We start from the raw sequence: 18,926 nt of genomic DNA, 5'->3' as shown, positions 1-18,926 counted from the left end.
TACAAGTGGTTATGTATCGGCTATCACACTCAAAGTCGACTAAGTTGCTCGACATATGAGACATGCTCTGACGCTCCCAGCAGCCGTGTCACGATGTCGGCAACGCACGATCCGGACGCTCCGCTATATAGCGTCACGCGATCTTTTATTGAGAGGAACTCGCCGTGTCCTGTTTCCGTCGGCTTGCCGGAGTGGCCGCCACCCTCGCCTTGCTCGCCACCGCCGCCTGCTCCGGGAACTCAACCCAAACAGCTGCCTCGGGGACTGACCACAACGGCGGCACCCTGAACATCGGTCTCAGCGCCGAGCCGAACGGTATCGACGCGGCCGTGGTCAACCAGGTCTGGCGAACGGTCGCGCGCGCGTTGTCGGACTCGCTGGTGTTCTACAACCCGGACACGAAGAAGCTCGAGCCGTGGCTGGCGACCAGTTGGACCGAGAGCCCGGATGCACGGACGTACTCGTTCAAACTGCGCGACGACGTGACGTTCCACGACGGTACGAAGCTCACCTCGGCCGTGGTGAAGGCGAACCTCGAGAGCCTGAACCGGCCAGGTATCCACTCGAGCGCGAAGACGATCGTCCAGGGCATCAGCAAGATCACGACGCCGACGGAGCACGACATCACGGTCCAGTTCGCGAAGCCGAACGCCGCGTTCCTGGTGTCGCTGTCGCGGGCGTACGTCGGGATCGTGTCGGAGAAGACGGCGAAACTGCCGGTGGCGGAGCGGCAGAAGTGGATCGACGGGTCCGGCCCGTTCTATCTGAGTGAATACGTACCCAATCAGCGCATCGTGCTGAAGAAGCGGGACGACTACCACTGGGCGCCGGCGTACTTCAAGCACAACGGTCCGGCGTACCTGGACCAGGTCGTCTACAAGATCATCCCGGAGGACTCGGTCCGCAACGGCGCGGTGATCGGTGACGACGAGCTGCAGTTCATCTACTGGGTGAACGCGAAGTACGTCCCGCAGTTGCAAGGCGCGGGCCTGACGATCTCGAAGACGCTGAACCCGGCGACCGGTCTCGAGTTGCCGATCAACTCGTCGTCGAAGTTCCTGAAGGACGTCCGCGTCCGGCAGGCGCTGCAGGTCGGGGTGAACCGTGACGAGCTGGTGAAGATCGCGTCCGGCGGGATCGACCAGCCGGCCACCGGGCCGTTGAGCAAGGACAACCCGTACTACTCCGACCAGAGCGCGTTGCTGAAGTACGACCCGGACAAGGCCAAGTCGCTGCTCGACCAGGCGGGCTGGAGCAAGATCGGTGCCGACGGCATCCGGGTGAACGCGGCAGGTCAGCGGCTGTCGCTGCGGGCGCCGCGGGACGACGCCGCGTTCCAGGTACTGCAGGACCAGTGGAAGAAGATCGGCATCGAACTGGTGCTCGACCCGCCGCTGGCGGCCGAGGCGAACGAGAAGCTGCTGAGCGGTACGTACGACGTCGCGTACTGGTACGCGTCCTCGCCGGAACCCGACGTACTGCGGGCCAACTACGGCACGACGACGGGTTCGAACCGGAGTTTCATCGCGAAAGACGACGCGAAGGGGCAGGAGCTGGATCGCCTGCTGCAGGAGCAGAACCAGACGACTGACAAGGCCAAGCGCCAGCAGCTCGTCGATCAGGCGTCGCGGATCCTGGTCGAGCAGGCGTACGACATCCCGGTCTCGAACGACGTCGACGTGTGGGCGTACTCGCCGCGGTTGCACGACATCAAGCCGGTGGGTCTCGACCAGTACCTGATCGACGCCTGGCTCGAGAAGAAGTAACCCGATGCTGAGGTACGGCGTACGCCGGCTGCTGTACGGCGTGATCGTGATCTGGGGAGCGTTCACCGGCGCGTTCTTCCTGCTCTACATCGTGCCCGGTGACGCGGCCGGAGGTCTCACCGCGGGCGCGGACGGTGCGGACGTGAAGCAGTTGCTGGCCGAGCAGCGCGAGTTGCTCGGCCTCAACCGGCCGGTGCTCGTGCAGTACTGGGATGCTCTGGTCGGGGCACTGAGAGGTGACTTCGGTCAGAGCGTCTATCAGCGGCGGCCCGCTGTGCAGGTGTACTTCGAGTCCTTTCCCGAGACGCTGAAGCTGGCGTTCCTCGGGTTGCTGCTCGCTGTCGTGCTCGGTGTGACGTTGTCGGTTGTCATCGAGCTGACGAACTGGCGGTGGGCTCGCGAGCTGCTCATCTCCTTGCCGCCGGTCGCTGTCTCGTTGCCGCCGTTCCTGGTCGGTCTCGTGCTGCTGCAGGTGTTCGCGTTCCAGTTGCATCTGATCAAGGCCGTCGGTGACAAGAGCCTCGGCGGGTTGCTCGTCGCCTCCGTGGCGTTGGCGGTCGCGGGTGGCGGCAGCATCTCGCAGTTGCTGACCGCCAACCTGCGCGGCGCGCTGACCTCGCCGTACGTCGAGACCGCGCGGAACTGGGGCCTGAGCCGCTTCGACATCGTCGTACGGCACGCGCTGAAGAACGCCGCGCTTCCGGTGATCACATCGCTCGGGACCACGGTCGGCGTGATGGTCGGCGGGACTGTGCTGACCGAGACGGTCTTCTCCCGCCTCGGTGTCGGCCGGCTGGTCGTCGACGCCGTCAACGGCCGGGACATGCCGCTGGTGCTGGTCGCGGTGACGATCAGCGCGGCGATCTTCGTGGTCGTGAACCTCGTGGTCGACGCGGTCTACCCGTTGATCGACAAGCGAATCCGATTGGACGCGTGAGATGGCAACCCTCGACCTCAAGGCGGTCGCGCCCGCACCGTCGCGCGCTGTGCGTGGCTGGGTGGCTGACGTACTCCGCTCGCCGGCGCTGCTGGCGTCGTACCTCTGGGTGCTCGTGATCCTGCTTGCCGCGATCCATCCCAGCCTGTTCGTTTCCGGGGACCCGTTGCGGCAGGACGCATCATCCATGCTGCTTCCACCGAGCGCACATCATCTGTTCGGCACCGACGACTTCGGGCGTGATCAGTTCACTCGGGCGGTCTACGGCACGCGGCTGTCGTTGCAGGCGGCCGTGGTCGCGGTTCTGATCGGTCTGATCGGCGGCTCGCTGCTCGGGCTGATCGCCGGTGCGCTGCGTGGCAAGCTCGATGCCGTGTTGATGCGGGTCGTCGACATCATGCTGGCGGTGCCGAGCCTGATCGTGTCGCTGGCAATCATCTCCGCGCTGGGCCGCGGGACGCTCAACATAGCTGTTGCCATTGGCATCAACAGTACGGCGGGGTTCGCGCGTTTGATGCGTGCTGAGGTGCTGAAGGTCAGCAATGCCAAGTACGTGGAGGCGTCCGTGTTTGCCGGCCATGGATACGTATACAGGCTGTTCCGGCACGTCGTACCGAACGCGTCCCGCTCCGTGCTCGCCGCCGCGACGATGGACATCGGTACGGCGGTCCTCACGGTCGCCGCGCTCAGCTTCCTCGGCCTCGGCGCGCCACCGCCGACGCCGGAGTGGGGCCTGCTGGTTGCTGCGGGCCGCACGTTCATCGGGGTCCAGTGGTGGCTGAGTCTGCTGCCCGGACTCGTCATCGTCCTGACGGTGCTTGCCGTCTACCGGATCGGCCGGTCGTTCAACCGCGGGAGGACCAGTGTCGTCGCCTGAACCGCTGCTCAGCGTGCGCAACGTCGGCGTCGAGTTCCGGCTGCCTGGGCGGCCGGCGGCCCGGGTACTCGACCAGGTGAGTCTGACGGTCGCGGTCGGCTCGGTCGTTGCCGTGGTCGGCGAGTCAGGGTCGGGCAAGTCCACCCTCGGCAGGGCTGTCACCGGCACCTTGGCCGAGAACGGCCGGATCACCGACGGCCAGGTCACGCTCGCCGACCGGACCCTGACTGATCTGTCCGAGCGGCAGTACCGTGGCGTTCGCGGTAAGGAGATCGGCTACATCCCGCAGGATGCTCTGCTCGGGCTGAACCCGCTGATGCCGGTCGGCGTGCAGGCGGGCGAACCGCTGCGTGCGCACGGTCTCGCGTCGAAGGCGGAGCGCCGGGAGCGAGTGATCGACCTGTTCGCGAAGGTCGGCCTGCGGAACCCGGAGCGCCTGTACTCGCGGCACCCGCACGAGCTGTCCGGGGGCATGTGCCAGCGGGTGCTGATCGCGGCGGCGATGAGTACCGGGCCGCGACTGCTGATCGCCGACGAGCCGACGACCGCACTCGACGTGACCGTGCAGAAGACGATCCTCGACCTGCTGACCAGCCTGGTCGAATCCGACGACCTCGCGATCCTGCTGGTGACCCACGACCTCGGCGTCGCCGGCGAGCGCGCCGACGAGATCGCCGTACTGAAGGACGGACGCCTGATCCGCAGCGGCCGCACCGAGGAGGTGATCGCGGACCCCGGCGACGAATACACCGAACGTTTGCTGCGCGCGTCGTCGCTCGGTTTCTCCGGCACCCGCGCCGCGAACAGCCGCCTGGAATTCTCTCGGACCGTCCCGTCCGACTCGCCTGTCGTGGTGCGGGCCAAGAGTCTCACAAAGACATTCGGAGCCCGCGGAGGGTCCGATCAGGTGACAGCGGTCGCCGACGCATCGTTCCAGGTGCGCAAGGGCACGACCCTCGGCATCGTCGGCGAGTCGGGCTCCGGGAAGACCACTCTGGTGCGAGTGCTGGCCGGCCTGACGCCGGCCGACTCCGGCACGGTGGAGATCGACAGCGAGCCAGTCATCCACCATCGACGCGGCAGAGGCTTGTCGGACCTGTACCGAAAGGTGCAGCTGGTCTACCAGGACCCGTTCGCCTCGCTCAACCCCCGCGCGACCGTCCGCTCGATCCTCGAAGAACCGCTCACAGGACACAAGCTCGGCGCCACGAGAGCCGGGCGCGGCGGTGGAGCTGCCAGGCGGGGTGGGGAGGTTCCCGAGCGCTCGGGCGCGACCGCCCGCTCGCCTCAGCGAGCAGTCCGGAGTCAGCGTGCGGACCGGATCGCGGAGTTGCTGGACGTGACCGGTCTCCCGTCCTCGGTGGCCGACCGCTACACCGCCGAGCTCTCCGGCGGGCAGCGGCAGCGGGTGGCGATCGCCCGCGCGCTCGCTCCGCGGCCGGAGGTGCTGATTCTGGACGAGCCGGTGTCGGCCCTCGACGTCACCGTGCAGCGCCAGATCCTCGACCTGCTCGGCTCCCTGCAGCGCGAGTTCGCGCTGACCTACCTGTTCATCTCGCACGACTTCGGCGTGATCGCCGAGGTGTCCGACGAGATCGTCGTACTCCAGCAAGGCCGAATCGTCGAACACGGTCCCGCACTCGGCATCCTCACCCAGCCGCGGACCGACTACGTCAAGGAACTGCTGGCGTCGATCCCCGGCGCCGCCGAACCGTCGTCCGCACTGTCCTCATGAGGAGATCCATGCGCCAGCTCCACCTCGGCTACATGTACTGGCTGAACGGCACCCACTGGGGCGGCTGGCGGCACCCGGACGCGCCGACCGCGCACGCCTTCGAGCTCGAGTATGCGACCAAGGCGCTGAAGATCGTCGAGGACGCGAAGTTCGACTTCTTCTTCCTCGGCGACACGCTCCCCGGCGACATCGTCCGCGAGCAGTGGATCACCACCCACAACACCGGCCGGCTGGAACCGTTCACGCTCGCGTCGCAACTCGCCCTGCAGTCGTCGAAGATGGGGCTGGTCGTCACGGCCCACCCGACGTTCTACGAGCCGTACATCCTGGCCCGCCTCACCGCCTCGCTCGACCACCTGAGCGGCGGACGGCTGGCCTGGAACGTCGTACTCGGCGCCAACGACCTCGCAGCGCAGAACTTCAGCCTGCCCGATCTCGGCGGAGCCGAGCGGTACGAACGGGCAGACGAGTTCATCGAGGTGATCCAGAAGCTCTGGGACAGTATCGACCATGGTGCGTACCTGCAGGACAAGAGCACCGGCCGATATGTCGATGAGAGCAAGATCCACCGCCTGAACCACCAGGGCAAGCACTTCCAGGTCGCCGGCACATTGCCGCTCGAACGTCCGCCCCAGGGTCACATTCCGCTGCTGTACGCCGGCGCGTCGGAGCTGTCCCGCGAGCTGACCGCGAAGTGGGCCGACGTGAACTTCACCGGTCCCGCGACGTCCGAGGAATCGGCGGCGTTCAACGCCGACGTCCGGCAACGCGCCGTACGCCTGCGTGGCCGGGAGGACCCGATCTTCTTCCTTCCCGGCATCGCGCCGCTGATCGGCGACACCCGTGCGGACGCGATCGAGCTGTACGAAGAGCTGAACACGTTGCTGCCGTTCGACGACGACCTCCTCGAGGGCGACCAGGACGCGTCCTTCTGGTCAAGTCCGGACTGGGAACGGGTCACCTCCTCACGATTCCCGCTGCCGAAGGGCATCCGCAGCGTCCGCGCTCTCTCCGAACGGATCGGCACCGACCTGCGGCCGCTCGGCCTGGACGGCGTGATCAAGCCGGATGTCGCCGAGCAGTTCAACTCCTACGGTGAGAGCCTGTTGCGCTCGCTCGCCGACCGCACCGATCGCGTGGTCGGCAACGGGGGAGTGCGGGTCCGCGACCTCCTGCATGCCGCAGTGGCCGGCGGCTTCCCGCTGGTCATCGGTACGGCGGAACACGTCGCCGACACCCTGATCGACTGGTTCGACCGCGGCGCCGCCGAGGGGTTCAACGTGAACTCGCCGTTCCTGTGGAACCAGCTCGAGCGCTTCACCGGCGAAGTCGTCCCGATCCTGCAGGAGCGCGGCGTCTTCCGCACCGACTACACCACCGACACCTTCCGCGGGCACTTCGGCCTCGCGGTCCCGCCCAACACCTTCACCCAGGAGTGACATGTCGAATCGACGGAAGCTGCGCCTCGGCCTGGCGGCGTACGGCACCGGCTGGGACCTCGACGCCTGGCGCTTGCCGGAAGCAACCAACGCCGGTCTGCGCGACCCGAGCGTGATCCTCGACATCGCCCGGACCGCGGAACGGGGCAAGCTCGACTACGTCTTCGCCGGTAGCGCGCTCGGCAGCGAACCGGATCGGCTGAACCGGATCTACCGCTGGGACAACTTCGTGTACGCCGGGTACGCCGCCGCGGTCACGAAGAACCTCGGCTTCCTGATGTCGGTGAACTCGTCGTTCGAGCACCCGTACTCGATCGCCCGCCAGCTCGCCACTCTCGACAACTTCAACGCCGGACGTACGGCGTTGAACGTGGTCTTCGGCATCGACCGCGACGGCGACCCGATCGGGAACTTCGGTAAGAACCCGGTGCCGACCGAGGCGACCAAGTACGAGCGCGCCCGTGAGTTCACGCAGGTCGTGAACAGGCTGCTCTACGAGAGCTGGGACGACGACCTGCTGCTCGGCGACAAGACCGGCGGGACGCTGATCAAGCCGGGTTCGTGGCACCAGATCGATCACCACGGCGAACACTTCGACGTACGCGGGCCGCTGAACGTGCCGCCGCCGGTGCAGTCGCACATCCCGATCGTGCAGGTCGGGCTGTCCGAGGAGTCGCTGCGGTTCGGGGCGGACTACGCGCAGGTGCGGTTCTCGCCGTACTTCGGGATCAGCCGCGGCAAGGAGGAGTACCGCAAGCTCAAGGAACGGGTCGCGGCGAACGGGCGGGATCCGGAGAAGTTCAAGATCATTCCGGGGATCACGTTCTACCTGGCGGGCACGACGCGCGAGGCGGTTGCCAAGTTCAACGAGATCAACGCACTGCAACTGACCGAGGAGATCCCGGCCGCCTTCTCGGCGGCGTTGGGAGTCGACCTGTCGCGGGTGCGCGACACCGAGCGCGTGCTGGACGTGGTCGACGTGGAATCGCTCGACGACGGGGCGCTGCGGCCCTTCATCAGCGATCGTGCGAGGGATGTGAAGAACGACCGGGAGTTGCTGCGGCAGGTGCTGACCACCCAAGTCGGCGAGGACGCCACATTGCGTGAGCTGTACCAGTACGTGCAGCGGTCAAAGCACGAGCAGCAGCCGGCGGTGGTCGGTGACGCCGCGAAGATCGCGGACTGGCTGGAGGAGAACCTCGAGGAGAACGTACTCGACGGCGTCCAACTCTTCCCGCCGTACCACCGAGGTCCTGCCGATCTGTTCGTCGACTTGGTCGTGCCGGAGCTGCAGCGGCGCGGGATCTTCCGGACCGAGTACGAGGCGTCCACCCTGCAAGGCCTCCTCGACACCGACGACTACTGAGGAGAGACATGCCCGCCAACCACAACGTGCCGGACGGACACCGGCAGCTCGGTTCCTCAGGACTGGTCCTGTCCGAGATCGGCGTCGGCGCCAGCACCTTCGGCCGCACCGGGATGCGTGCCACCGACCAGCGCGCCGTGACCGCGATCGTCGACCGCGCTCTCGACCTCGGCGTCACGTACTTCGACCTGGCCGAAGGGTACGGCGACCATCCCGGCCAGAGCGAGGAGCTGTTCGCCGAGGCGCTCGGCAACCGGCGCGAAAAGGTTGTCATCGGCACCAAGTTCGGGCTGAACCTCTTCCGTGAGCGCGGTCCGGCCTACGCCCGGCCGGGATCACGGAAGTACATCGTCTCCGCCGCGGAGGAGTCACTCCGGCGACTGGGTACGGACTACATCGACCTGTACCAGATCCACTTCCCGGACCCGCTCACGCCGATCGAGGAGACGCTGTCCGCCCTCGACTCGCTCGTACGGTCCGGCAAGATCCGGTACGTCGGCGCGTCGAACTTCAAGGCGTGGCAACTGGCCGACGCCGACCATGTCGCCCGGGGCAACGGCCTGACCCGGTTCGTGTCGACGACCGACGAGTACAACCTGCTGTGGCGCAAGCCCGAAGAGGAGCTGATCCCGGCCCTGCGGCACTACGGGCTGGGCTTCATCCCGTACTTCCCACTCCAAAACGGACTGCTCACCGGCAAGTACTCCGCCGACCGCGCACCAGCCGAAGCAAAGATCACCAACCTCAAGCGCTACCTCCTGCGTGACGCGCCGTGGGAAGCCCTGGCGAAGTTCGAACAGTTCGCCCGCGACCGCGACATCAGCCCCAGCACCGCCGCCCTCAGCTGGCTCCTCGCCCAGCCGACCGTCACCAGCGTCATCGCCGGCGTCACCGTCCCGGACCAGCTCGACGAGAACCTTCGCGCTACCGACTGGACCCCGACCCCCGACGAGGACGCGGAACTCCGCGACCTCTTCAGCGGCGACCTCTCCGGCGGCCCCGGCCGAGTCGATCGCGGCTAGGAGTTGTCTGGCAATTCCCCGCCTACTGCGGGGCGCCCGGCACGGCATCTCGCCGCACGGCCGACGAACCGGAGCGCGACTGACGTCCGCGCCGCGGATCTCCGCGCGGCCGACCTTGCCGGGTCGGCCTGCGCGGGGCCGGCCTGCGCGCTCAGTCGGAGGGCGCCGGGTAGGTACCGGGGCGGTCGCCGGTTGCGGAGGGGCGGGCTGGGTCGGTGATCCACTCCGACCACGAGCCCGGATACAACGCCACCTCGATCCCGAGCTGCGCCAGGGCGAGCACCGTCGTGGTTGCCGAGACCCCACTCCCGCAGTACGCACCGATCTCGTGCCCGTCGAGACACGCGCCGTACAACTCACGCAGCGCCGCCGGACCCAGAAGCTTGCCGTCGACGAAGTTCACCGAACCGGGCACGCTGTGCGCGCCGGGGATGTGCCCGAGCCGAGGAAGTTGCGGGTCACCGAGGTACGCCGCCGTACCTCGAGCATCGAGCAGGTGCCCGCTCACGGCGATCCGGGCGACATCCTCGGGCGAGAGGACCGGCAACGAGCCGGGCCGCACGACCACAGACCCCTCGGAAGGCGGCGGAATCTCGGTATCCAGCGTGCCGTCGGCCTCCTCCCACGCCCGCAGACCGCCGTCGAGAAGGAAGACGTTCGCGAGCCCGGCCCAGCGGAATGTCCACCAGGCCCGGGTGGCGATCGCCGGGGTCTCCCGGGAGTACACGACAACAGTGCTGTCATCACCGACACCCCACCGCCGAAGCCGCCCTTGCAACTCCCCAGGTTCCGGCAACGGACCACTGCCCGACATCTCGGTGAGGCGCCCGACGAGGTCTCGCTCCAGCACGACCGAATGCGCACCGGCAACGTGCCCTTCCAGGTACGCCGTCTCGGACGACCGACTGACCTCGAGCACCACGACCCCGTCCCGCCTTCGAGCAAGCTGCTCCGCCGAGATGAGGAATCGCTGCGTGATCGCTACGCCCATGGGTCTAGCTCCAAGCGCTGGCTCCGTATCGGTTACATAAGTCTAAATAGCAGGAGCCGAACGATATATAGCGGACCGGATCGCGGACGCTCCAGAAGGAACTGCGGGGTTACGGGCCAACGGCTGCTCGCGCGGCGCGCACTGAACCGGCGAACCTGGATCCGGGGTCACCACGTGTCGAAGTGCAGAACTTCGTCGAGGGGTTTGCGGGCGGCCGGTTTGAAGGTGGTTCCGATCGAGTAGGCGGTGGGGATCAGGACCGCCTGGCGCAGATTGCCGGGCAGCTTCAGCAGCTCACTGATCTCGGTCTCGTACTTGAGGTGCAGCGTGGTCCAGGCCGTGCCGAGCCCGCGGGAGCGGGCGGCGAGCATGTAGCTCCAGGCGGCGGGCAGGATCGAGCCCCACAGTCCGGCCTGATTGCCGGCCGGCAAGGTAGCGGCCTCGATACAGGGGATGACGAGCGCCGGCACATCTCCCATGTGATCGCCGAGGTACGACGAGCTGCTGCGTACCCGCTGCTGAACTGCCGCGCGTTCTGGATCCACTGTCGGCTCGGCGGCGTCCCTGTCGGCGAAGTAGGCCTGCAGGGATCGCCGGTAGTAGTCGCCGATGACGGCGCGCTTGTCCGGGTCCGTGATCACGAGCCAGTGCCATGTCTGGCCGTTGCTTCCGGACGGGGCCTGTACGGCGATGTCGATGAGTTCCCGGATCAAGTCCCGCGACACCGGTCGTTCGAGGTCCAGCCGCTTGCGGACAGTTCTTGTTGTGGTGAGCAACTGATCGGGTGACAGGACGAGGGTGGAGTTCATGCGGACAGCCTTTGCGAATCAGGGGCGGTGAGGGTGCTGACGAGGTCGCGGACGGCGGGTGAAGGGCGCCCCTGGCGGCGTTGCAGGAGGACCATGGTGACGACTGTCCGGTCGCCTGCGATCGGGCGGCTGGTGATCAGGCCTGCTCGGGTCAGCGGGTCGTCGACAACGCTGTAGTCCGGCAGTATGGTCAGGCCGAAGCCCTCGACGACCATCGTCTTGCCCATCTCGGCGCCGTCGGTGCTGTGCCAGTCGCGGGGCAGCGTGGAGCCGAAGATCCGGTGCGCGAAGCGGTGCATGACGTAGCCGGCGCGCATCCCGACGAACGGCTCGGCGCGCAGTTCGTCGACCGTCACCTCCGCGCGGGAGGCCAGCTCGTGTCCGGTCGGCATGACCACGACCGGGTGCCCGTGCCGGACCGGCGTACCGTCCAGGCCGGGTGGTGTGTCGTCGCCGCTCAGCAGGTTGACGAGGCCGACGTCGAGGCCGCCTTCGGCGAGCGAGGTTTCGATCTCGCTCTGTTGCAGGTTCCGGATCTCGACGGTCGCGCCGGGCCGGATGGTCTGGAACTTTCGCAGTGCGGGCAGCAGCAGGGACGACGTACCGGCGTTCACCGTGCCGATGCGGAGCATGCGGGCCGCGGCGGTCTGGTCGCCGGCGGCGGACTTCAGTCGGTCGACGGCTTCCAGGACTTCGATCATGTTGCGGAGCAGGTCGCGGCCTTCGGCGCTGATCCGGGCGCCGGAGCGGCGCCGGTCGAGCAGTGGTACGCCGAGTTCGCGCTCGAGTTTCGCGATCGCCTCGCTGAGCGCGGGCTGGGAGACGTGCAGATGTTCGCTGGCACGGCGCAGCGAGCCGTGCTGGGTCACGGCCGCGATGAACTCGAGCTGCTCGATCCGCATCTCCACCTCCGTCGTCCTCGGATCCGCCGATGCGGTGATCGGCGATAGCTGGCAGCAACTCCCTTGAACCTCCTCCATTGTCCAGTAATCCTGTCGACATTGGGTGTCGAGTCAGAACGTGAGACGGGCGGAGCGAGGACATGACCAGCGGAGACGCGCTGAAGTTCGCCTACTGGGTGCCGAACGTGAGCGGCGGCCTGGTGGTCAGCAAGATCGAGCAGCGCACGGACTGGAGCTACGAGTACAACAAGAAGCTTGCACAGCTCGCCGAGAACAACGGCTTCGAGTATGCGCTGACCCAGGTCCGTTACATCGCGTCGTACGGCGCGGCGTACCAGCACGAGTCCACGAGCTTCAGTCTCGCGCTGCTGCTGGCGACGGAGCGGCTTAAGGTGATCGCGGCGATTCACCCGGGGTTGTGGCAGCCCGGCGTACTGGCGAAGTTCATCGCGAGTGCCGATCAGATGTCCGGTGGGCGGGCCGCGATCAACGTGGTCAGTGGCTGGTTCAAGGACGAGTTCACCAAGCTCGGGGAGCCGTGGCTGGAGCACGGTGAGCGGTACCGGCGCTCTGAGGAGTTCATCCGGTACGTGCGGGAGATCTGGACGTCGGAGCACGCCGAGTTCAACGGTGACTTCTACCGGCTGCACGACTTCGACCTGAAACCCAAGCCGGTGTCGACCCCGGAGATCTTCCAAAGCGGGAACTCGAGCGACGCGCGGGGCATGGCCGGCCGGGTCTCGGACTGGTACTTCGCGAACGGCAACACGCCGGAGGGGGTCGCGGAGCAGATCCGCGACGTCAGCGACGTCGCCCAGGTGCACGGCCGGTCGGTGCGGTTCGGAGTGAACGGGTTCGTGGTCGCGCGGGATACCGAGGCGGAGGCCCGGGACGTGCTCCGGGAGATCATCGACAAGGCCGATCGCGAGGCGGTCGAGGGCTTCGGCGCCGCCGTCAAGCAGGCGGGGCAGTCGACGTCGGACAAGAAGGGGATGTGGCAGGACTCGGAGTTCGCCGATCTCGTGCAGTACAACGACGGCTTCCGGACCGGTCTGATCGGTACGCCGGAGCAGGTCGCGGAGCGCATCGTCGAGTACAAGCGCCGCGGAGTGGACCTGTTCCTGCTCGGCTTCCTGCACTACCTGGAGGACGTCGAGTACTTCGGCCAGAAGGTCCTGCCGATCGTCCGCGAACTGGAGGCGGCCGAGCGAGAGCGGGTCGGATGACGACCACGCGAGTTCGGTCGGTGGCGCGCGTGCCGGTGCTCGATGCCGATCAGGCAATCGAGATCGCCCGGCAGCAGGCGGCGGAAATCGCGCTCGGCGCCGCGGAACGGGACCGCCAGCGGATCCTCCCGGTCGTCGCCGTACTGGCTCTCGCCGAGAGCGGTTTGCTGGCGATCAGTGTGCCGCAGGCGTACGGCGGCGCCGGTCTGCCGGCGTCTGTCGTGGCCGAGGTGTTCCGGATCATCGCGGCGGGCGACCCGAACGTGGCGCAGATCCCGCACAGCCACTTCGTCTACCTGAATCAGGCGGTCCGGCAGGGTTCGGGCGCGCAGAAGAAGCGGATCTTCGCCGAGGTCCTCCAAGGGCGGACCATCGGCAACGCGCAGTCCGAGCGAGGCACGGCCCACGTCCGCGACTTCCGTACGACGCTGACGCCCGACGGCCCCGGCCGCTGGCGGCTGAACGGGACGAAGTTCTACTGCACCGGCGCACTGTTCGCCGATCGCGTCGCCGTACTGGCACACCGCGGGGTGGACGGCCCGATGGCGGTGGCCTGGGTCGACCGTGACGCACCGGGGCTCGAGGTGATCGACGACTGGGACTCCGTGGGGCAACGGACGACCGCGAGCGGGACGGTCCGGCTGACGGATGTCGCGGTGACCGACGAGTGGATCACGCCGTACGCGCTCATGTTCGACGCGCCGCAGACGTACGGCGCCTACGCGCAGCTGCTGCACGCGGCGATCGACGCCGGCATCGCCAGGGCGGCGCTCGACGATGCTGCGGAGTTCGTTCGTACGAAGAGCCGCCCGTACCCGGACGCGGGCGTACCGCGGGCTGCGGATGACCCGCTGGTGGTGCAGGCATTCGGCGAGCTGGAACTCGCAGTACGGGCTGCGGATGCCGTGCTCGGTGAGGCGGGGCGAGCGCTTGATCGTGCGAACGCGAACCTGACCGCCGAGACAGCAGGTGCTGCCAGCCTCGCCGTAGCTGCTGCTCGGGCGATCACGACGAAGACGTCCGTCGAGGTGTCGAGCCGGTTGTTCGAGGTGTCCGGTACCCGGTCCGCGCTGGCGGAACTCGACCTGGACCGGCACTGGCGCAACGCGCGCACGCACACCCTGCACGACCCGGCCGCCTGGAAGGTCCAGCACCTCGGGCGCTGGGCTGTCGACGGCGTTCTGCCGCCTCGGCACGGACAGATCTGAGAGGACCTGGATGTCAGCACAGCTCAAGTTCCATTGGTTCCTGCCGACGAACGGCGGCGACGGACGGCAGGTGGTCGGCGGCGGCCACGGGGTCGGCGCAGGCGCATCCGGCCGCCCGGCCTCAGTCCCGTACCTGGGGCAGATAGCGCGCAGCGCGGAACAACTCGGCTTCGAGGCCGCGCTGACGCCGGCCGGCGCCTGGTGTGAGGACGCCTGGATCAGTACCGCGATGCTCAGTACGGTGACCGAGCGACTGCAGTTTCTCGTGGCCTTCCGCCCCGGGCTGATCTCGCCGTACCTCGCCGCTCAGATGGCGGGCACCTTCCAGAACCTGTCCGGCGGCCGGCTCCTGCTGAACGTGGTGACCGGAGGCGAGAGTCACGAGCAGCGCATGTTCGGCGACTTCCTGGACAAGGAAGGGCGCTACGAGAGGTGCGACGAGTTCCTCGAGATCGTCACCCGGCTCTGGGCCGGCGAGACGGTCACGTTCCAGGGCCGTCATCTTCAGGTCGAGGAGGCGACGCTCGCGCAACGGCCCGATCCGGTCCCGGACATCTACTTCGGCGGCTCGTCCGACGCGGCGCTCAAGGTCGCGGCCCGGCACGCCGACGTCTACCTGACCTGGGGCGAACCGCCCGAAGCGGTCGCCGACAAGATCGCCCGGGTCCGCAAGCTGGCCGCCGATGAAGGACGTGAGCTGCGGTACGGCATACGGCTGCACACCATCGCGCGGGAGTCGTCAGACGCAGCGTGGTCGGAGGCGGCGCGACTGCTCGAAGGGATCTCCGAGGAGCAGATCGCCGAGGTGCAGACTGGGCTGAAGCGCAGCGAGGCAGAGGGACAGCGCCGCATGCTCGCGCTCAACCAGGGCACCAAGGACGGCCTGGAGATCTACCCGAACCTCTGGGCCGGCGTCGGTCTCGTCCGCGGTGGCGCCGGGACGGCGATGGTCGGTTCGTACGACGAGATCGCCGACCTCATCGAGCAGTACGCCGAGGCTGGCATCGAGGAGTTCGTCCTGTCCGGTTACCCCCACCTGGAAGAGGCCTACTGGTTCGGCGAAGGCGTCCTGCCTGAGCTCGCACGTCGTGGCCGATGGCAACATCCCGCACCGGTGACAACCCGGTCGACCGTCCCGTTCGGCGCTCCTGCTGGAAAGGCAGCCTCATGACGAGCACAGCCGTTGTCGTCGGCAACCCGAAGCCGCAGAGTCGTACGTTCGCGGCCGCCGAATATCTCGCCCGCGAACTCACCGGCGGCGAGCCTGATCTCGTCGTCGACCTGGCTGCCGTCGGCGCTGAGCTCCTCGACTGGAAGTCGCCGTCTGTCGGCGCGCTGGTAGAGCAGGTCGGCGCCGCGAACCTCGTTATCGTCGCGAGCCCGACCTACAAGGCGACCTACACGGGGTTGCTGAAGTTGTTCCTCGACCGGTTCGCCGGAGGTACGGGACTGCGAGGTGTCGCCGTACCGCTCATGCTCGGTGCCGGACCGGGGCACGCGCTGGCAGCGGAGTTGCACCTGCGCCCTCTCCTCACAGAACTCGGCGGCACTGTGCCAGGTCGGGCGTTGTATGTCCTCGACAGTCAGTACGACGACCCGTCGGCCTACAAGGACTGGCTCGACGACACGCTGCCCGCGGTCACGGGGCTGCTGGCAGGGCTACCCGCGTGACCACCTTCCCCACCAACCAGGATCTGGACCCGAAGCTTCTTCGGGCGGCCTTCGGAACCTTCCCGACCGGTGTGGTCGCGGTCGCCGCCGAGGTCGACCAGAGCCTGGTCGGCCTGGCGGCGAGCTCGTTCACCTCCGTGAGCCTCGACCCGCCGCTGGTCTCGGTATCCGTGGCGAAGGCCTCCAAGACCTGGCCGGCGCTGCGGCGCGCGACCAGGCTCGGACTCACGGTGCTGGCCGATCACCACGGCGAGGTTTGCCGTCAGCTGGCCGGACCGGTCGAGCGGCGGTTTGACGGGGTTGCCATCAGCGCGACCGCGGACGGCGCCGTCACTCTGGACGACGGCCTGGCCCGCTTCGACTGCTCGATCTACCGCGAGGTCGAGGCCGGCGATCACGTCCTGGTGCTCCTCCGGTTGCACGCCGTCGACCACGCCGACACCTCGCCCCCGCTCATCTTCCACCGCAGCGGCTTCGGCCGCCTGGCCGCCTCCGCCTGAGGCCGGCCAGGGCATCTTGCGGACAAGTTCGTCCCGAGTTTGTCAGGCCGTCGATGCGCGCCGACAGCTCAGCCACTCGGGCCTCGCCGATCTCGAGCGCTGAGACGTGGCGGTGAATGTCTAGTGTCGTACTAGACTTTCCGGTGTGACCCCGTCAGTCGTCGGCGGGGTCACGCCACGAGCTGGATCGTGCTCTGGCCGGTGGTTGCCATCGGCCCCGTTCACCAGGCGGGACCGCGGGCGCACCGTCGACGTACGATCCGGCGCGCCACGAGTGGATGCTCGTGGGTAACCGGCGGACCGTGGTGGGCTACTGCCGGTGCCGGTCTCCTGGGCGGGCGGGGATCACCCGTCCAGGAGACCGCTCGGGGTCAGGATGTGAGATCGCGGCCGGCTGTGCTGCGGCTGGTGTGAGCCTTTGAGCATGCGAGCGATTGGTTTCAAGAGTGTCCGAGGTGCCCTGATTCAGCTCGATCGCCCGGTGTCTGTGCCGGGGGATGGCGAGGTGCTCATCCAGGTCTCGCACGCCGGTGTGAACTTCGCCGAGCTGCAGCACTGGCGCGGTGATTTCGGGCCGCCGGAACCAGATGGTGATGTGCCCGGACTTGAGGCGGCGGGCGTGGTGGCGGCAGTCGGCCCGGACGTCGGCAACGTCGCGGTCGGCGATCCGGTGACGGCGTACCTTCCGGGCTTCGGAGGTTATGCGGAGTACGTTCTCGCGCCCGCGGCGTTCACCTATCCGATCGGGGACCTCGACCGTACGGTTGCCGCGGCGGCGCCGACCGTGCTGACGACGGCGTACGGCCTGCTGGCCGGGACCGGACGGATCGTTGCCGGTGACACCGTTCTGATCCATGCTGCCGCGGGTGGTGTGGGTACAGTCGCGGCTCAGCTCGCCCGGGCGCTCGGTGCGGGCAGGGTTCTCGGTACGGTCGGATCGCTCGAGAAGGTCGAGTACGCCGAGGGGTTCGGGTACGACGCGGTCCTGCTCCGGGAGGGGTTCTCCGAGGAGGTCCGGCAGTTGACCGGCGGTCGGGGTGTCGATCTGGTGCTCGATCCGGTCGGCGGGTCGGTGCGGGCGGAGAGTATCGAGTTGCTTGCGCCGTTCGGGCGGCTCGCTGCCTTCGGGGATGCCGGCGGCTACCCGGACCTCACGCTGCAGGTGCAGCCGCTGTGGAAGAACATCCGGTTGGTCGGTGGCTTCAACATCGGTGATCTCGCTCGACGTGCACCCGAGGCGGTCAGTCGCTTCGGGCGTGCCGCTCTCGATCTGGTCAGGTCGGGACAGGTGCGCATCGATGTCACCGACGTACTGCCGCTCGCCGAGGCCAAGGTTGCGCTTGACCGCCTGGCGAGCGCAACGACCCGCGGCAAGTTGGTGCTCGCCGTCGGTTGAGCTCAGGCGTCGAACCTGCTGCGGTGGTCGGTGACTTCGGCGTGCGTGTTCTCGGCCCACCTCGTCAGCTCGGTGAGTGGATCGAGAAGTGACCGGCCGAGTGGGGTCAGGGCGTACTCGACCCGCGGCGGCACTTCGGCGTACGCGGTGCGGCTGATCAGGCCGTCGCGCTGGAGTGAGCGCAGTGTCTGGGTGAGCATGCGGTGGGAGATGCCGGGCAGGTCTTTCATCAGTTCGGTGAACCGGCGCGGGCTGTCGGTGAGGCGCGCGATCGTCGCCAGCGACCAGGTGTCGCCGACCCGGCGGAGGACCTCTCGTGTGTGCCGGCGGGACGCGTCGGAGGAGCAGAGTTCTGGTTCCATTTCTTCCCTCCGTGTGCGTGACGCACTAAATAGTGCGGGTGCCGAGGCCGGTATGGAAGGCGTTCGGCGCTGGTTGGCATCTGTCGACGGTCCGCTCGGGATCGATCATGACAGAAGGTGGAAACGCATGACGAACATCGCGATCATCGTCGGCAGCACGCGGCCGGGACGGTACGGCGAGGCGGTGGGGCAGTGGGTACTGGAACAGGCATCGGAGCGCGGCGACGCCAAGTTTGAGCTGGTTGACCTGCTCGACCACCCGCTGCCGCACTTGGACGAGCCGGTTCCGGCGTCGGCCGGTCAGTACGCCAATGAGCACACCAAGCGCTGGTCCGAGACCATCGACCGGTACGACGGCTACGTGTTCGTGACGCCGGAGTACAACCACTCCGTGTCAGGCGCGCTGAAGAACGCGATCGACTACCTGTACCGCGAGTGGAACAACAAGGCAGCCGGCTTCGTCGGGTACGGCGTCGTCGGCGCGGCCCGCGCGGTCGAGCACCTCCGCCTGATCGCCGCCGAACTCCAACTGGCAACCGTCCGCAGTCAGGTCGCTCTCTCGTTCTACACCGACTTCGAGAACTTCACCGCGCTCCGCCCAGAGCAGCGGCAGGTCGACGCGCTCGGAGAACTGCTCGACCAGGTGGTCGCGTGGTCCAACGCTCTGGCGACCGTGCGCCAGGGCTGATCTAGCAGTCTGCGGTCCGAGGCGTGGACGG

General features: G+C 67.6%; 18 protein-coding genes. 14 read left to right on the top strand and 4 right to left on the bottom strand.

Features of this window, described 5'->3' with window-relative positions:
* The first annotated feature begins 164 nt into the window (after positions 1-164).
* Genes ACFV9C_RS05765 through ACFV9C_RS05735 form a run of 7 tightly spaced genes read left to right on the top strand, consistent with a single transcriptional unit; the run spans position 165 to position 9,142 of the window.
* Positions 165-1,766: an ABC transporter substrate-binding protein gene (locus ACFV9C_RS05765; RefSeq protein WP_380190925.1), complete on the top strand. Its 1,602-nt coding sequence runs from the start codon at positions 165-167 to the stop codon at positions 1,764-1,766.
* Between the two features lie 4 nt (positions 1,767-1,770).
* Positions 1,771-2,703 (top strand): ABC transporter permease, encoded by a 933-nt coding sequence (locus tag ACFV9C_RS05760; protein ID WP_380190924.1) that lies wholly within the window; start codon positions 1,771-1,773, stop codon positions 2,701-2,703.
* 1 nt (position 2,704) lies between these two features.
* A complete protein-coding gene (locus tag ACFV9C_RS05755; protein ID WP_380190923.1) occupies positions 2,705-3,580 on the top strand; it encodes an ABC transporter permease in 876 nt (291 codons plus the stop codon).
* On the top strand, positions 3,567-5,315 hold the full coding sequence (locus tag ACFV9C_RS05750) for an ATP-binding cassette domain-containing protein (protein ID WP_380190922.1): 1,749 nt from the start codon (positions 3,567-3,569) through the stop codon (positions 5,313-5,315). Before ACFV9C_RS05755 ends, ACFV9C_RS05750 begins: the two co-directional genes overlap by 14 nt.
* A gap of 8 nt (positions 5,316-5,323) precedes the next feature.
* Entirely contained in the window at positions 5,324-6,754 is a 1,431-nt protein-coding gene (locus tag ACFV9C_RS05745; RefSeq protein WP_380190921.1) for an NtaA/DmoA family FMN-dependent monooxygenase, read from the top strand.
* A 1-nt stretch (position 6,755) separates the two neighbouring features.
* The gene (locus tag ACFV9C_RS05740) at positions 6,756-8,120 is read left to right on the top strand and encodes an NtaA/DmoA family FMN-dependent monooxygenase (protein WP_380190920.1); all 1,365 of its coding nucleotides are present in this window, start codon (positions 6,756-6,758) and stop codon (positions 8,118-8,120) included.
* Positions 8,121-8,128: 8 nt separating this feature from the next.
* Positions 8,129-9,142: an aldo/keto reductase gene (locus ACFV9C_RS05735; RefSeq protein ID WP_380190919.1), complete on the top strand. Its 1,014-nt coding sequence runs from the start codon at positions 8,129-8,131 to the stop codon at positions 9,140-9,142.
* A gap of 151 nt (positions 9,143-9,293) precedes the next feature.
* Here the strand turns inward: ACFV9C_RS05735 and ACFV9C_RS05730 are convergent, their stop codons facing one another.
* The 3 genes from ACFV9C_RS05730 to ACFV9C_RS05720 all read right to left on the bottom strand — a co-directional run bounded on the left by ACFV9C_RS05730 (position 9,294) and on the right by ACFV9C_RS05720 (position 11,844).
* Complete coding sequence (locus tag ACFV9C_RS05730; RefSeq protein WP_380190918.1) at positions 9,294-10,133, bottom strand: sulfurtransferase; 840 nt, start codon at positions 10,131-10,133, stop codon at positions 9,294-9,296.
* 167 nt (positions 10,134-10,300) lie between these two features.
* Positions 10,301-10,942, bottom strand: coding sequence for a nitroreductase family protein (locus ACFV9C_RS05725; protein WP_380190917.1), 642 nt, complete (start codon positions 10,940-10,942; stop codon positions 10,301-10,303).
* A complete protein-coding gene (locus ACFV9C_RS05720; RefSeq protein ID WP_380190916.1) occupies positions 10,939-11,844 on the bottom strand; it encodes a LysR family transcriptional regulator in 906 nt (301 codons plus the stop codon). Before ACFV9C_RS05720 ends, ACFV9C_RS05725 begins: the two co-directional genes overlap by 4 nt.
* 140 nt (positions 11,845-11,984) lie before the next feature.
* Here ACFV9C_RS05720 and sfnG point away from each other — a divergent pair, with 140 nt between their 5' ends.
* The 6 genes from sfnG to ACFV9C_RS05690 all read left to right on the top strand — a co-directional run bounded on the left by sfnG (position 11,985) and on the right by ACFV9C_RS05690 (position 17,845).
* Complete coding sequence (gene sfnG / locus ACFV9C_RS05715) at positions 11,985-13,070, top strand: dimethylsulfone monooxygenase SfnG (protein WP_380190915.1); 1,086 nt, start codon at positions 11,985-11,987, stop codon at positions 13,068-13,070.
* Positions 13,067-14,278 (top strand): SfnB family sulfur acquisition oxidoreductase, encoded by a 1,212-nt coding sequence (locus tag ACFV9C_RS05710; RefSeq protein ID WP_380190914.1) that lies wholly within the window; start codon positions 13,067-13,069, stop codon positions 14,276-14,278. The genes sfnG and ACFV9C_RS05710 overlap by 4 nt, the downstream gene beginning before the upstream one ends.
* Positions 14,279-14,288: 10 nt before the next feature.
* Positions 14,289-15,449 carry an LLM class flavin-dependent oxidoreductase gene (locus ACFV9C_RS05705; protein ID WP_380190913.1) on the top strand — a complete coding sequence of 387 codons (1,161 nt, stop codon included), beginning with the start codon at positions 14,289-14,291 and terminating at the stop codon, positions 15,447-15,449.
* The gene (locus ACFV9C_RS05700; RefSeq protein ID WP_380190912.1) at positions 15,446-15,949 is read left to right on the top strand and encodes an NAD(P)H-dependent oxidoreductase; all 504 of its coding nucleotides are present in this window, start codon (positions 15,446-15,448) and stop codon (positions 15,947-15,949) included. The genes ACFV9C_RS05705 and ACFV9C_RS05700 overlap by 4 nt, the downstream gene beginning before the upstream one ends.
* Entirely contained in the window at positions 15,946-16,449 is a 504-nt protein-coding gene (locus tag ACFV9C_RS05695) for a flavin reductase family protein (protein WP_380190911.1), read from the top strand. The genes ACFV9C_RS05700 and ACFV9C_RS05695 overlap by 4 nt, the downstream gene beginning before the upstream one ends.
* A 424-nt stretch (positions 16,450-16,873) precedes the next feature.
* The gene (locus tag ACFV9C_RS05690; RefSeq protein WP_380190910.1) at positions 16,874-17,845 is read left to right on the top strand and encodes a zinc-binding alcohol dehydrogenase family protein; all 972 of its coding nucleotides are present in this window, start codon (positions 16,874-16,876) and stop codon (positions 17,843-17,845) included.
* A 2-nt stretch (positions 17,846-17,847) separates the two neighbouring features.
* Here the strand turns inward: ACFV9C_RS05690 and ACFV9C_RS05685 are convergent, their stop codons facing one another.
* Positions 17,848-18,207: a winged helix-turn-helix transcriptional regulator gene (locus ACFV9C_RS05685; protein WP_380190909.1), complete on the bottom strand. Its 360-nt coding sequence runs from the start codon at positions 18,205-18,207 to the stop codon at positions 17,848-17,850.
* Positions 18,208-18,334: 127 nt separating this feature from the next.
* Between ACFV9C_RS05685 and ACFV9C_RS05680 the strand changes: the two genes are divergently transcribed.
* Positions 18,335-18,895 (top strand): NADPH-dependent FMN reductase, encoded by a 561-nt coding sequence (locus tag ACFV9C_RS05680; RefSeq protein WP_380190908.1) that lies wholly within the window; start codon positions 18,335-18,337, stop codon positions 18,893-18,895.
* The last annotated feature ends 31 nt before the right edge of the window (positions 18,896-18,926 follow it).

Origin of the sequence: Kribbella sp. NPDC059898, assembly GCF_042730855.1 — a bacterium.
Lineage (GTDB): Bacteria > Actinomycetota > Actinomycetes > Propionibacteriales > Kribbellaceae > Kribbella.
The sequence above is the reverse complement of the archived record's forward strand: the minus strand, read 5'-3'. Positions and strand labels throughout refer to the sequence as shown.

Coding starts and splice junctions, on each gene's coding strand:
- ACFV9C_RS05760 (WP_380190924.1), top strand. CDS start 1,771: ATGCTGAGGTACGGCGTACGCCGGCTGCTGTACGGCGTGATCGTGATC.
- ACFV9C_RS05755 (WP_380190923.1), top strand. CDS start 2,705: ATGGCAACCCTCGACCTCAAGGCGGTCGCGCCCGCACCGTCGCGCGCT.
- ACFV9C_RS05745 (WP_380190921.1), top strand. CDS start 5,324: ATGCGCCAGCTCCACCTCGGCTACATGTACTGGCTGAACGGCACCCAC.
- ACFV9C_RS05740 (WP_380190920.1), top strand. CDS start 6,756: ATGTCGAATCGACGGAAGCTGCGCCTCGGCCTGGCGGCGTACGGCACC.
- ACFV9C_RS05735 (WP_380190919.1), top strand. CDS start 8,129: ATGCCCGCCAACCACAACGTGCCGGACGGACACCGGCAGCTCGGTTCC.
- ACFV9C_RS05730 (WP_380190918.1), bottom strand. CDS start 10,133: ATGGGCGTAGCGATCACGCAGCGATTCCTCATCTCGGCGGAGCAGCTT.
- ACFV9C_RS05725 (WP_380190917.1), bottom strand. CDS start 10,942: ATGAACTCCACCCTCGTCCTGTCACCCGATCAGTTGCTCACCACAACA.
- ACFV9C_RS05720 (WP_380190916.1), bottom strand. CDS start 11,844: ATGCGGATCGAGCAGCTCGAGTTCATCGCGGCCGTGACCCAGCACGGC.
- sfnG (WP_380190915.1), top strand. CDS start 11,985: ATGACCAGCGGAGACGCGCTGAAGTTCGCCTACTGGGTGCCGAACGTG.
- ACFV9C_RS05710 (WP_380190914.1), top strand. CDS start 13,067: ATGACGACCACGCGAGTTCGGTCGGTGGCGCGCGTGCCGGTGCTCGAT.
- ACFV9C_RS05705 (WP_380190913.1), top strand. CDS start 14,289: ATGTCAGCACAGCTCAAGTTCCATTGGTTCCTGCCGACGAACGGCGGC.
- ACFV9C_RS05700 (WP_380190912.1), top strand. CDS start 15,446: ATGACGAGCACAGCCGTTGTCGTCGGCAACCCGAAGCCGCAGAGTCGT.
- ACFV9C_RS05690 (WP_380190910.1), top strand. CDS start 16,874: ATGCGAGCGATTGGTTTCAAGAGTGTCCGAGGTGCCCTGATTCAGCTC.
- ACFV9C_RS05685 (WP_380190909.1), bottom strand. CDS start 18,207: ATGGAACCAGAACTCTGCTCCTCCGACGCGTCCCGCCGGCACACACGA.
- ACFV9C_RS05680 (WP_380190908.1), top strand. CDS start 18,335: ATGACGAACATCGCGATCATCGTCGGCAGCACGCGGCCGGGACGGTAC.